Source organism: Paenibacillus soyae, from assembly GCF_024623455.1.
GTDB lineage: Bacteria > Bacillota > Bacilli > Paenibacillales > Paenibacillaceae > Pristimantibacillus > Pristimantibacillus soyae.
This window is the reverse complement of the sequence record NZ_JANIPJ010000016.1, coordinates 108,584-121,277: the sequence shown is the minus strand read 5'-3', so window position 1 is coordinate 121,277 and position 12,694 is coordinate 108,584. Positions and strand designations below refer to the sequence as shown.

Annotated in this window: 11 protein-coding genes and 1 pseudogene; 2 read left to right on the top strand and 10 right to left on the bottom strand. The window is 54.7% G+C overall.

Annotation, left to right across the window (positions count from 1 at the left end):
- Window positions 1-14: 14 nt before the first annotated feature.
- The 8 genes and pseudogenes from NQZ67_RS20805 to NQZ67_RS20770 all read right to left on the bottom strand — a co-directional run.
- Window positions 15-1,157: pseudogene (locus tag NQZ67_RS20805) on the bottom strand (amidohydrolase); the annotation flags it as partial.
- Between the two features lie 29 nt (window positions 1,158-1,186).
- Window positions 1,187-2,197 carry an LLM class flavin-dependent oxidoreductase gene (locus NQZ67_RS20800; protein ID WP_257449646.1) on the bottom strand — a complete coding sequence of 337 codons (1,011 nt, stop codon included), beginning with the start codon at window positions 2,195-2,197 and terminating at the stop codon, window positions 1,187-1,189.
- Window positions 2,198-2,216: 19 nt separating this feature from the next.
- A complete protein-coding gene (locus NQZ67_RS20795; protein WP_257449645.1) occupies window positions 2,217-2,969 on the bottom strand; it encodes an amino acid ABC transporter ATP-binding protein in 753 nt (250 codons plus the stop codon).
- On the bottom strand, window positions 2,966-3,676 hold the full coding sequence (locus NQZ67_RS20790) for an amino acid ABC transporter permease (protein WP_257449644.1): 711 nt from the start codon (window positions 3,674-3,676) through the stop codon (window positions 2,966-2,968). Before NQZ67_RS20790 ends, NQZ67_RS20795 begins: the two co-directional genes overlap by 4 nt.
- Entirely contained in the window at window positions 3,673-4,449 is a 777-nt protein-coding gene (locus tag NQZ67_RS20785; RefSeq protein WP_257449643.1) for an amino acid ABC transporter permease, read from the bottom strand. The genes NQZ67_RS20790 and NQZ67_RS20785 overlap by 4 nt, the downstream gene beginning before the upstream one ends.
- Before the next feature lie 49 nt (window positions 4,450-4,498).
- Entirely contained in the window at window positions 4,499-5,314 is an 816-nt protein-coding gene (locus tag NQZ67_RS20780) for a transporter substrate-binding domain-containing protein (protein ID WP_257449642.1), read from the bottom strand.
- Window positions 5,315-5,431: 117 nt separating this feature from the next.
- Window positions 5,432-6,415, bottom strand: coding sequence for a LysR family transcriptional regulator (locus NQZ67_RS20775; RefSeq protein WP_306812984.1), 984 nt, complete (start codon window positions 6,413-6,415; stop codon window positions 5,432-5,434).
- Window positions 6,416-6,627: 212 nt separating this feature from the next.
- Entirely contained in the window at window positions 6,628-7,503 is an 876-nt protein-coding gene (locus NQZ67_RS20770; RefSeq protein ID WP_257449640.1) for a LysR substrate-binding domain-containing protein, read from the bottom strand.
- 117 nt (window positions 7,504-7,620) lie between these two features.
- Here NQZ67_RS20770 and NQZ67_RS20765 point away from each other — a divergent pair, with 117 nt between their 5' ends.
- Together NQZ67_RS20765 and NQZ67_RS20760 are read left to right on the top strand one after the other, a co-directional pair.
- Window positions 7,621-9,240, top strand: a complete 1,620-nt coding sequence (locus tag NQZ67_RS20765) for a carboxylesterase family protein (protein ID WP_257449637.1) — start codon at window positions 7,621-7,623, stop codon at window positions 9,238-9,240.
- Between the two features lie 30 nt (window positions 9,241-9,270).
- On the top strand, window positions 9,271-10,068 hold the full coding sequence (locus tag NQZ67_RS20760; protein WP_257449635.1) for a sulfite exporter TauE/SafE family protein: 798 nt from the start codon (window positions 9,271-9,273) through the stop codon (window positions 10,066-10,068).
- Window positions 10,069-10,117: 49 nt separating this feature from the next.
- Here NQZ67_RS20760 and NQZ67_RS20755 read toward each other — a convergent pair whose 3' ends face one another.
- Window positions 10,118-11,734: an ABC transporter substrate-binding protein gene (locus tag NQZ67_RS20755; RefSeq protein ID WP_257449633.1), complete on the bottom strand. Its 1,617-nt coding sequence runs from the start codon at window positions 11,732-11,734 to the stop codon at window positions 10,118-10,120.
- A 65-nt stretch (window positions 11,735-11,799) separates the two neighbouring features.
- Window positions 11,800-12,681, bottom strand: coding sequence for a carbohydrate ABC transporter permease (locus NQZ67_RS20750; protein WP_257449631.1), 882 nt, complete (start codon window positions 12,679-12,681; stop codon window positions 11,800-11,802).
- Between the last annotated feature and the right edge of the window lie 13 nt (window positions 12,682-12,694).

The following is a 12,694-nucleotide window of genomic DNA, read 5'->3' as shown; positions in this document are numbered from 1 at the left end:
TTATCCGAATCTAAAAATTGCTTCAACGCGTCAACGGCAAGCGCGGCAAAAAAAGAAGCGCCATGCTCGAGCGCACGTTCATCGACGTCGAATGCGGGGTGATGCCATTCCTGCGGGCCGTTTGTTCCGAGGAAGACGAACAAGCCCGGCGTTTCCTTTAAATAGAAGGCAAAATCCTCCCCCGCCGGCGAAGGAGCCGGAGCGATCACGCGCAAGCCGAGCTTCTCGGCCGTACTTGAAGCAAGCTCAGCCCATCTTGCGTCATTGCGCACGGCCGGAGGTCCGTCAATCCAAGAAACCTCTGCTCTTGTTTCGAAGGAGCCGGCAATGCCCGCGACGATTTGTTCGAGCCTCTCGCGCACTCGCATCCGTACGCGCGGATCGAACGTGCGCAATGTGCCGTCAAACACGGCTTTATCGGGTATGACGTTCCATGCGGTCCCGCTCTGAATCCGGGTCACGCTAATAACGGCGCTGTCGAGCGCGCCAACGTTGCGGCTGACGATGGACTGCAGCGCGGTGACGATATGCGCGGATACGACAATCGGGTCGAGCCCGGCTTCGGGGACGGCCGCATGGCTCCCTCGGCCATGCACTTCAACGACGAAGCCGTCGGCGGCGGCCATGATCGGCCCGCCTTTGATGCCGATCGTGCCGACCGGCAGATCCGGCTTGTTGTGCAAGCCGAATATGGCCTTCACATCCCGAAGCGCTCCGCTTGCTATCATTTGCCGCGCGCCTTTCGCCTTCTCCTCCGCGGGCTGGAACAAGAACCGGACTGTTCCCCGCAGCTGGCTCTCCTTCTTCTTGAGCAGCAGAGCGGCGCCAATGGCGGCCGCCGTATGAAAGTCGTGTCCGCACGCATGCATCTTGCCTTTGTTCACGGAGGCAAACGGCAGACCTGTCTCTTCCTGCACAGGGAGCGCGTCGATATCGGCGCGGATTGCGATGACCGGGCCTCCCCATTCTCCGCCGACTTCTGCGACGACGCCTGTGCGCAGAGGATATTCCGCTATGCGGATATCCGCCTCGGTCAGCCATCTCCGGATGGTCGCCGTCGTTTCGTATTCTTCATAGGAAAGCTCGGGATTGGCATGCAAGTGCCTTCTCATGGCGATCAGTCGTTCCCCGAACGGCTCCAGCTTCAAGATGCTCATCGCTTCCCCTCCCCAAGTCGCGCCGCCTCTCATCGCGAAACGGCTATTTCCTCGAAAGCTTCTTTCAGCAGCGCCACGGAACGCGCGCGTTTCTCGTAATCGCCGACCACCGTCGTGAACACGAATTCCTCGACGCCATACGCTTCGCCAAGCTCAAGAATGCGGCTTCGGACCGTCTCCTTCGTGCCTTTCGTCACGTCGGCTTCGCGCACTTCGGCCGTATAAGACTCCCCTGCCTGCCTTGCGAATTCTTCCGCTTGTTCCAGCGTGCTGACGTTAACGGTTTTGCCGCTCGCGAGCGTAACTCGAACGCTTAATAGATCGTCGGCGATGGCCGCCGCCTCTTCTTCCGTATCCGCCGCGATGACGGATAAGGCAAGAATCGCCTTGGGCTTCTCGCCCGCGCTTCCGTTGAAGCTCCGGTGATACGTATCGAATGCCTGACGAGCGGCTTCTGGATCGTTGTTGATAAATAAAGCGAAGACGTATGGCAGCCCCCGCTCCGCCGCAAGCTCCGCGCTGGCCACGCTCGTGCCGAGCATAAAGACGCCGGCCGGCTGACTGGGCAAAGGACTCGCCTGCAGGCCGGGGAGCGAATGGTCTTCACCTGCCGGTCCTCGAAGAAATAGCTGCAGCTCTTCCAGCTTGTTTTCGAGCTTTTCCGTTTCCGCCGCCTGCAGAGCTCTCGTCGACCGGGGCAAACCTCCCGGCGCGCGTCCGATGCCGAGCTCCACTCTTCCCGGGGCCAGAGTGGCAAGCATGTTGAAATTTTCCGCAACCTTGTAGGGCTGGTAATGCTGCAGCATGACGCCGCCGGAGCCGATCCGTATAGACTCGGTTTGGGCAAGCAAATAAGCGATGAGCACCTCGGGCGACGATCCTGCCAGACGATCCGAATCATGATGCTCCGACACCCAGAAGCGCTCGTAGCCAAGGGATTCCGCCAGTTGGGCTAACTTGACCGTGTTATGCAGGGCATCCGCCGCCGTCTGTCCAGGGAACACAATGCTTTGGTCCAATATGCCAAGCTTCAAGGCCATCGATATCTACTCCTCGCGATTAAATGGAATACGCGCTTTCCGGCGCGAACCTCTTCAGAAACTGCTTCGTTCTCTCTTCTTTTGGGGCGCGGAAGATTTCGTTCGGCTCGCCCTGCTCGACGATCGTACCGTGATCCATGAAGACGACATGGCTCGCCACGTCTTGGGCGAAGCTCATTTCATGGGTAACGATGATCATCGTTATGCCTTCCTTCGCGATTCTCCGAATGACGGAGAGCACCTCTCCAACAAGCTCCGGATCGAGCGAAGAAGTCGGCTCGTCGAACAGGATGACCTTCGGCCCGAGCGCAAGCGCCCTTGCGATCCCTACCCGCTGCTGCTGTCCGCCGGATAATTGGCTTGGATAAGCATCCAGCTTATCGCCAAGCCCCACCTTCTCGAGCAGCTCCGCGCTTCGAAGCCGAGCCTGCTCCTTCGGCTGCTTATGCACGACGACGAGTCCTTCCATGACGTTCTCGAGAGCCGTTTTATGCCGGAACAGATTATATTGCTGGAACACCATCGCCGACTGTTTGCGCAAGCGATGAATATCGGCTTTGGTCGGACGCTTGCAATGGACGGTGAAGCCGTCGATCGTGATTTCCCCGTCGCTCGGCCGCTCCAAATAGTTGATGCAGCGGAGCAAGGTCGTTTTGCCCGAACCGCTCGGTCCCAAGATGGCGACGACATCGCCTTTCCCGACGGTTAGATCGATGCCGTGCAGCACCTGCTGCCGTCCGTACGATTTTTTGATTTGCGACAGCTTGATCATGATACGCCTCCCCGGTTATACATTTGGAATCGCTTCTCCGCCATGGCGGTTACCCGCTCGATCAGGAACGTCAATCCCCAATACAGGGCGGCGGCCGCGATATACGCTTCGAAAAACTTCCAGTTGGAAGACGCGATGATCTGCGATTTGGCGTTAATGTCGACGACCGAAACCGTGAACACCAGCGTGGAGCCGTGCAGCATGCTGATCGTGCTATTCGAAAGGTTGGGCAATAAAATCGCGAAAGCCTGCGGGAATACGATTCGGCGAATCGCCTGCGAGGTCGTCATTCCGACCGAATAAGCCGCTTCGATCTGGCCCTTGTCGACCGCGAGAAGTCCCGAACGGACAACTTCGGACAAATAGGCGCCTGCCGTAATGGAAAACGCAATGTAAGCAAATCCGATCATCGGGATCGACACCGAGCGGAACGGCCAGCCGAAGCTCTCGCAGACCGCGTCAATAACGAAGGGTAATCCGAAATAAACCAGCAGCAGATGAGTCAGCATAGGCGTCCCTCGAATGAAAGTGACGTAGGCGACTGCGGCGGCATTCAGCACGGGCACCCGGTTGATTCGAATAAGAGCGACAACCGTGCCAATGGCAAGGCCGCAAACGACGGATACCGCGGTTACGGCAAGCGTAGTCGGAATCGCCGACAGCAGCTGAAGAAAAGCCGTCCATATGAACGAAAGGTCCAGCTTCATAATTGCGCCTCCTTCCTTCGCCATTTCGAGGCCGCCACATCTTTCCGAAGAAACGATATTTTGACCAAAGAATCCTTCGCGGCTGCCGGTTCATGACGAAGAAGTCTCTTCTCGAGCCGGTCGAACAGCTTCTGCAGCGCAAAGCTGATGATGAAATAAAGCGCCGCGAGCGAGATATAAATTTCGATGAACCGCTGAGAGAGCGTGCCCATCGTCTGCGCTTTGCCCGTAATGTCCAGTATGCCGAGGGTGAAGGCGAGCGACGTGTCCTTCAGATTGCCGATTACGATATTGCCGAATACCGGAATGGAGATGGACAGCGCTTGCGGCAGAACGATCCGGCTGAATGCCTGGAACCCGTTCATCCCAACGGCGTACGCGGCCTCCACTTGCCCGCGGTCTACGGCCGATACCGCTCCCCGGATCACTTCGGCGATGTACGCTCCGCTATGCAGCGAATACGTGAGAATGACGAAAAATAAGGCAGGCGTTCTCGTCAGGTCGACGTAAACGAGCTTCAGCACTTCCGGGACGCCGTAATAGAACAAAAATAATTGGATGAGGATCGGGGTGCCTCGAAAAAACGATACGTACAGCTGCGACAGTCTCCTCAGAACCGGAATGCGGTACAGCTGGGGCAGCGCGACGAGAAGCCCGACTATCGTCCCGAGGCCGATGGAGCTTCCCACGATGAGAAGCGTAACCTTGAGGGACGGAAGCAATCTATAAAAATATTCGAATACGTAGGCAATCTCGAATTGGTGTTGACCCATACTTCGTATTCACTCCTCCCAGCCGGACTCGCATGCCGCTGGCGTCCTCTTATTGCGAGAAATCTTGGCCGAGCCACTGTTCGCTGATTTTTTTGAGCGTCCCGTCCGCTTTCAGTTCTTTGATCGTGGCATCGACCGCGTCGGACAGCTTCTTGGACTCCGGATCGTTTTTGCGGAATACGTACAGGATATTGCCTTCGTTCAGCGGCTCCCCAACCGTTTTCAGCTTGCCTTGCGGGTCTTTGATCGGGAGCAGGAAATCGGCTCCGAGCGTTGCGTACACGCGCCCCGACGTAATCTGGAGCACTTCGTCGTTCGCGTCGTTCTGCTGATAGACGATTTCGATCGCGTTGTCGTTTTCCTTGTTATAGTTTTCGAGCAGCTGGGCTTGCGCGCTTGTCGGACCGATAAGCACTTTCTTGCCTTTCAAGTCGTCCAGCGTCTGGATCGGATCCTGGTTATCCGACGCTACGATGATTTTGTTCCGCCAATAGGCGTACGGCTCTTGGTTAAAGTCGAACTTTTCGGCCCGTTCCGGATTTTTCTCGAAGAGATGGGCGGCGATATCGACCTTTTTGGTTTCCAGGCTAAGCAAAATGTTGGAGAACTCCAACGTCTGGAATTCGAACTCGTATTGCTCCAGCCGTTTGTCGATCTCGCGAATAAGCTCGACGTCGAAGCCGGTCAGGTTGCCTTTATCGTCAAGGAAAGCGACTTGTTCGAAGTCGTTTGCCGTACCTACGATAACTTTTTTGGCGGTTTCGCCGTCAGCCGAACCGCTGGCGGGTTCATTGCCGTTGCTTCCGCATGCGGAAGCAAAAATGGCAAGGGCAAGCGTTAATGCAACTACCGTAAACTTTTTCATTGTAAAGACCTCCATGTTTTTGTTTTTAACCTCATAATACCTACTGGTTAAGTATGAATTATGAGCTGATCTAACTGTAGCATCCTGCTTCCGGGAAAGATAATAGAGAAGTTCTATTTATTTATATAACAATTCAATATCGTTTTTTTCGCCGTACAGCTCTTTGCCGATGCCCATGATCGCTTCGATGAACGGCGCATGCTTACCATGGCAGGATACGATATTCGTCTGCAGCGTGATCGCTTCCGCCTCCTGAATCGGAATCGGCACAAGCTTTCCGCTTCTTATTTCCTCTTGCGCGCTGAGACTGGGCAAGAAGCCGATGCCCGCTTTCCGGATGACCAGCTTCTTGGCCGTCTCCGAATTATCGGTAAGGAACTGGATATTCGGAGGATGATCAAGACCGCCGAACATGCGATGCACCCGAAGCCAGTCGAGCGCGCCGCATTCGAAAAACACGAGCGGCTGAACGGCGATTTGCTCGATCGTTATCTTCTCCATGCTTAAGAATGGATGTCCTTCGTAGACGTACAATCGGATGGGATCCTCGTAAAATTTGGTGGACTGCAAATTCGGATGGCTGACATTTCGCACGAATCCGATATCCACCTCTTTATTGACGACCTTCCCGATGATATCGTCCGTTGTTCCCGTGACGAGCTTGAAGTGCGTGTTAGGAAAACGCTGCTTCAGCCTTGACAGCACATCCGGAATCGTGTAATTCGAGACCGAGACGGTACACCCCAGTCTTAGCTCTTCCGGCAGCGATCTTTTCTGATTGATATGAAGCTTGCCCTTCTGGTACGTCATCAATATTTGCTGCGCATAAGGCAAGAATCGCTTGCCTTCCTCCGTAATTTGAATTTGTTTGCCAATCCGGTCGAACAGCTTGCAGTTCAGCTCGCGTTCCAGCGACTGGATCCGGGCGCTTACGGACGGCTGGGATAAGAATAGGATGTCGGCCGCCTTGTTGTAACTGCCGTAATGGACAATGAATACGAATGCTTCGATGTTATCGATATTGATGGCGCACACCTCCGGTTCGTCTCGAATGGTAGATTGTTTCGAATAAACAAAAGAGACCTCCGCAATCATAGGCATGAAAGAGGAAGGTCTCCGGTGATCCGGTAGACGCGATAGAAGGGAACAATCGCATCAACAATATTCGGTTGCTTATCAATACTACACTATTCCGATTAACTTACTTGTATTTGTTACAGGATACCATCGTCATACAAAATCTGTCAATAGGGCCACGCAAATAAACGCAGAGCCGCTGGGCAACCCTTCTGCTTCGCGATCTTCACTGCTCTCTATTGCAGCTTTCGGTAATAATCCTGCACGAACGCTTTGAATTCGCGGGCCGCCTTCGTTATGTAACGGTCGGCATACCAAGAAATTTCGATCGAACGTTTACTTACCGGCTCTTCGATAGAGAGAAGAACGACGGAGGAGCCCTGCGAACCGCCCCATGTAACCGACGGAATAAAAGAAACGCCAAGTCCCGCGCGGACCAGGCTCCGAACCATCGAAGGCTCGTCGCATTCATAAATCATTCGAGGCTCAAAGCCTGCCGCGCGGCAGAGGGAATCCGTCGTATCGCGCAGCTGCTTGCCCGGCTTTAAGCTTATGAAGCCGTCCTCCGACAGCTCGCTTAGGCGAACGCTCTTGCGGCCGGCCAACCGATGTCCGTTCGGGACCGCAAGCATGATTTCCTCTGTTAATAAGGGGATGGATTCGGTTCCCGGCATTCTGAACGTCGATGACGAAATGCACAGATCGAACGCCGGAGAAGCGGTACGATCCTGATCATGCTGCAGCAGCTTGAACTCCGCTTCCGGATGCCGCTGCCGGAATGAAGCAATCATATCCGGAAGCAAATAAGATCCGACATGAATCATGACCGCGATAGTCCCAATCGGTTTCGCGGCCAAGTCTATCAGCTCCGTCTTCCCATCCTCCAACGTTTGAAGAGCCAGGTCGACCTTCGTAAGGAACCGTTTACCGAACTCGTTGAGCCGAATGTATTTCCCCGTGCGGTCGAACAATTGAACGCTTAATTCCGTCTCGAGCTTACCAATTAACTTGCTTAAGGCCGGCTGGGATATTTGCAGCTTCTCCGCGGCCTTCGTCATGTTCTCCAGCCGAGCCACCGTTTGAAAATAACGAAGCGAATGCAGATCCATCATCTTCCCCCCTTTCAATCGATAACCAAATGAATATATATTTTATATCAAACAATATATTTTTCATTATCGTAACAGAACCCTATAATGAATGAAAGCACAATGAAAAGGGGTTTGTTCATGCACGAGAACGATACGAGGAATGAAATCGTCACGCTCCCTTGCGGCCAGCTCGAAGGGCTCCGTCTGACGGAGGCCCGGTCGATCGCATGGCTCGGCGTTCCTTATGCGATGCCGCCGGTGGGAGGACTCCGATGGAAAGCACCTCGCGAGGTCGAGCCTTGGGGGGATCGATTGTCCGCAAGGGATTTTCGAAGCAGCAGCGTCCAAATGAGTCCGCAGGGACCTGTAGGGAGCGAGGACTGCTTATACCTGAACATCTGGCGGCCGGATCATGCAGAGGATGGCTTGCCTGTACTCGTCTTTCTGCACGGCGGCGGCAATGTTGCGGGTTCGGGGCGGGATTTCCAGGGCTGGCAATTGGCGCCCGAAACGAATAGCATCGTCGTGACGGTGAATTACCGTCTAGGGGCGATGGGTTTTTTCCTCCATCCCGCACTGCGTACAGGCGATCCATTGGACGATTCGGGAAACTACGGGCTCCTCGATGTCATCCAAGCTTTGAAGTGGGTGCACCGGAACATTACTTATTTCGGCGGGGATCCCGCCAACGTCACGTTGGCGGGCCAGTCCGCCGGCGCAAGAAACGCGTTAGCCGCTAGTCTCTCCCCTCTGTGCAAAGGACTGATCCACAAGCTATACGTGATGAGCGGAGGGTTAACGACCGCCGACTCGAAATTAGGGGAGTCCAAGGCGAACGAGATACTTAGCGCGTTGTTGCTGGAGGATGGACTCGCGAGTAACCCCATTGAAGCGGAAGAGTGGATCTCCAATCAAACCGTAGAAGAGATTTCCGGCTTCCTTCATCAGCAGAACGCTGCCCGCTTCGCTGAAGCGATCGGCGACACCGGTCTCCGGATGAACGCGTTTCCCCATTTGTTCGAGGACGGCACGGTCATCCCGATTGGAGGGTTCGCGAACCTCGGGTTACCCGGGCACCCTTGCTTGCCTATCGTCTTAGGAAGCACCGCAACCGAATTTTCGGGGTTTGCTCTGGGGGATTCTTACTTTTCGAATCATATGCAGTCGGGACTTTTAGAGAGTCAAGCGGAGGAGAAAAACTTGTATGAGGCAGCCGTTCAATACGGGAGCGAGCTGTATGCGGCGTTTAATGTAGAGGAAGTGGCGGACAAGTGGAAGAAGGCGTCTCCCGACAGCCCGATCTTCGCCTACCGATTCCGCTGGGGGCTGCGCGATGGCGTGATTGATCCGTCCATCCGCTTTCAGATTGGCGCCAATCATGGCGCGGATATCCCCTTCTATACCGGCGATTTCTCGGGAGTTATGCAGAACTTTCCGGCGGGCGTCGTCACCGAACGTAACGAGCCGGGGCGCAAACAGCTATCCGATTGGATGCGCTGTTATTTGCGGGGCTTCTTGCACATGGGAGATCCGAACGGCGAAGGTCCGCCGCCTTGGAATCGGTGGACCGCCGATCCCCTGTCCCCCGACATCCTTGCGCTCGATGCGGATGAAGAGCAGGCCGTTGTCCAAATGGACAAGAAGCTTCTCGCGCATGACATTCTCTCTGGACTGATGAAGGACTCTAGACTAACGGCGGAACAACGGGCTTGGCTTCGTACCTATTTGTTCGCTGGTCGTTTTTTTTGGAAAGAGTAACGCAATACGAATGCAGAAAGGACTTCCACGGTGTTCACATTTCTACTTCTATTAGCTATCGGGCTCTTGGCCGGTCTTTCCGGCTCCTTGGTCGGTCTTGGCGGAGGCTTCATCGTCGTGCCCGCGCTCGCCTTCCTGTTTCCCGATATGGAGCCGTCGCATCTGGCCGGTACATCTATGGCGATGCTGCTCTGCAATTCCGTCTCCAGCACTTACGTATATGCCAGACAGAAACGAATCGATTATGCAGCCGCGATCCGGTTCGCGGCCGCCTCGATCCCCGGTTCGATTATGGGCGCCATCTTCGCGGAACGAATAGAAGGACGACTTTTTTTCGTAAGCTTCGGCGTCTTCTTGATCGGTATAGCTCTGCTGCTTCTATTCAAGCCGGACCGGCCGATCGGCTGGCCTTTGGCTCCAACGGCGACGCGGAGCTTTATCGATCAAACCGGCAAGCGGTTCGACTATTCCTATCACATGCCTACCGGCATCGTCATCAGCTTTCTTGTCGGCTTCCTGGCAAGCCTGTTCGGAGTGGGAGGCGGAAGTCTCATGATTCCAACCATGACCTTGCTGCTTAGCTTCCCTCCGCATATTGCCGTCGCGACTTCCATGCTGCAAATTTTCCTGTCCGCGATCGTCAGCACGTCCACGCATGCCGCTCTGCACAACATCGATTGGTCGATGGTGTTGTTCCTGGCGCCCGGCGCGATTATCGGCGGGCAGCTCGGCGCGCGCTTGGCCAAACGCCTGCCTGGCAATCTGCTGCTGAAGCTATTGGCTGTATTTCTCGTTTTGGTTTCCGTTCGGTTGATGATGAAGGGTTAAAAAGGACACAAACACCGGCTATAAGGTGTTTGTGTCCTTTTGAAAACCGTTATTTGCCGCCCGCATCCAAATAAGCTTGGACTTGAGCCTTGATTTCGGAGCGGATGGTATCGAGGCCGAGATTATTCAGCTCGCCGTTCAGCTTGACGGCTTCCGCTTCCCAATCCTTTACCTGGCCGGCTTTCAGCGTCTGGATGAACGGATCGGCCTTGGATTGAACGTTCGCGAACTCGCCTTTCACGTTTGCAGTGTCGAAGGCGAACTTGGCCAGCACCGGCGCGTAATAAGTGTCCGCCTGTGCCGAATATTCGAAGTACTTCCGCGCGGACTCTTCCAAATCCTCCGGCAGCCGAATCATGGTCGGATTCCAAGTGAATTCGTAGCCCGGGAAGATATAGTTTTTCGACTCGTCCAGCAGTTTCAGCTGGTTCTCGCCGACCGGCTCCCAGTGCTTGCCCTCGATGCCGTATTCGAACAGGTCATGATTCTCGCGGCTCTGGAACAGCCAATCGAAAAATTTCATCGTACGGTCGATGTTTTTGGAGGATACCGGAATCGCGAGCGAGTTATTCGCCTTGTAGCTTGTCGGAATCGCTTTCGGCTCCATATTGCGAATTCTCTCTTTCAGTACAAAAAATTCCAAGTCCGCTCCGGCAAGCGTCTCCTGCAGCAGCTTGCGGTCAGCGGCGAACGAGGAGATTGTTCCGTAATAAGACGCGGCTTTGCCGGACATGAAGTAAGCCTTGTGATCCTTCTGGCTGAGAACGTCCTTCTCGAGGTATTTGCTCCACTCCGCCCATTTGTCGTATTGCGCGAACGTCGATTTCATCGTATGGAACGGAGCCGGCAGCTTCGCCCATTCGGAAGCCGGATCGCCTAACGCCAAGACGTTCTGTACCGACTTCAGATCGTCGCTCAAATGGACGAAATACGTGATGCCGCCCAGGTTAAGCGGACGAACCGTGTCCAGTTCCTCACGCTCCGGAGCCAGCATTTCCTGGAAGCCGCCGATTCCTCTAACGGCCAGAGGCGTGATTCCTTCGCCGGATGCCAACACCTTCTCGTAGTACTGCTGAAGCTCGTCGTAGCTCGAGATCGGCTCGGCGAAGCCCAGCTTCACCCGCAGATCCTTGCGGATGTACACGACCGGAATATCGTAGAAATATTGCGTAAACGGAATGGTGTACAGATGATTGTCGTAGCGCTTGTTCATCTCGATAAACTCGGGGGAGAACGCTTGCTTAAGCCCCGGATACTCATCATTGTTGAAATATTGGTCCAATTGGGCATAAGCGCCCTGCGGAATGAGCTCCCTCAAGTTTTGGAAATCCGCGTCGAAGACGAAGTCGACTTCTTCGCCCGCGGTCATCATCAGCTTCACCTTCTGCTTGTGGTCCGCGGGTGCGTTCCATTGAATCTCGAGCTTCGTGTTCAACGTGTCCTTCGTGCGCTTCTCGAATTCCTCCAGCACCAGCGGCAGATCCTTCGGCGCGTCGCCGAAGAGCATGCCCGTAAGCGTAACCTCTTTCGGCGCGGCAGGCGTCTCCGACCCATTTCCGTCGGTTGCGGCAGGCGCGTTCGTCTCGTTGTTTTTGCCGCTGCATGCGGCCAAGGAGCCCGCAAGCGCCACGGATAATACTACGGTTGTCCATTTTTTCGCTTTCATGCTGCTTGTTCATCCCCTTTTCTTGTTATGGATTGGAGTCTATACTAAACCGCCCGTAAGCGGAGTTAGCCTTTGACGGCGCCTACCATGAGTCCCTTCACGAAGTACTTCTGCAAGAACGGATACAGCAGGACGATGGGCCCGATCGTGACGACCGTCGTCGCCAATCGGACGGTCATGGCGGGCGGTATGAAGTTCGGAATGCTCACGTCCGCCGATATTTGGTTGATATAGTCCAGATTGTTCATGATGCGCTGGATCAAGTATTGGAGCGGATAGAGATCCTTGTCGTTGATGTAGAGCACCGCGTCGAACCATTTGTTCCAATAGCTCAAAGCGTAGAACAACCCGATCGTAGCCAGCGCCGGCAGCGAAATCGGCAGAATGATCCGGAACAGGATGTACACGTCGTTGGCGCCGTCGATTTTCGCGGACTCCGCGATCGAATCGTCGATCGACGCGAAGAAGTTCCGGAGCAGGAACATGTTCCAGGCGCTGAGCAAGCTCGGGATAATGAGCACCCAAATCGTGTCCTTCATGTCCAAATATTTGGATATAAGCAAATACGTGGCCACCAGACCTCCGTGGAATAACATCGTAAAGTAAACATAGAACGCGATGTGATTGCGATATTTGACTGACTTTACAGACAGCGCGTACGCCAGGGCGCTTGTGAGGATCATGGATATGACCGTTCCCGCGACTGTGACGAACGTCGTCACCCCGTACGCCCGGTAAATGGTATTATCGCTAAAAATCATTTTGTAGGCGTCCAGGCTGAAGTCCTTCGGCCAGAAGGTATAGCCGTTCTTCAGAATGGATGCTTCGCTGGCGAACGAGCTGGCCACTACGGACCAGAACGGCAGCAGGCAATAGACGGAGAACAGGCCGATCGTCAGATAGAAGAGGCTCTTCAGCAGCCGGTCCGGCAAGCTTTCCTTGATCATGGATGGTTTCACT

Coding starts and splice junctions, on each gene's coding strand:
- NQZ67_RS20785 (WP_257449643.1), bottom strand. CDS start 4,449: ATGGGTCAACACCAATTCGAGATTGCCTACGTATTCGAATATTTTTAT.
- NQZ67_RS20800 (WP_257449646.1), bottom strand. CDS start 2,197: ATGGCCTTGAAGCTTGGCATATTGGACCAAAGCATTGTGTTCCCTGGA.
- NQZ67_RS20780 (WP_257449642.1), bottom strand. CDS start 5,314: ATGAAAAAGTTTACGGTAGTTGCATTAACGCTTGCCCTTGCCATTTTT.
- NQZ67_RS20750 (WP_257449631.1), bottom strand. CDS start 12,681: ATGATCAAGGAAAGCTTGCCGGACCGGCTGCTGAAGAGCCTCTTCTAT.
- NQZ67_RS20755 (WP_257449633.1), bottom strand. CDS start 11,734: ATGAAAGCGAAAAAATGGACAACCGTAGTATTATCCGTGGCGCTTGCG.
- NQZ67_RS20790 (WP_257449644.1), bottom strand. CDS start 3,676: ATGAAGCTGGACCTTTCGTTCATATGGACGGCTTTTCTTCAGCTGCTG.
- NQZ67_RS20795 (WP_257449645.1), bottom strand. CDS start 2,969: ATGATCAAGCTGTCGCAAATCAAAAAATCGTACGGACGGCAGCAGGTG.
- NQZ67_RS20770 (WP_257449640.1), bottom strand. CDS start 7,503: ATGATGGATCTGCATTCGCTTCGTTATTTTCAAACGGTGGCTCGGCTG.
- NQZ67_RS20775 (WP_306812984.1), bottom strand. CDS start 6,415: ATGCCTATGATTGCGGAGGTCTCTTTTGTTTATTCGAAACAATCTACC.
- NQZ67_RS20765 (WP_257449637.1), top strand. CDS start 7,621: ATGCACGAGAACGATACGAGGAATGAAATCGTCACGCTCCCTTGCGGC.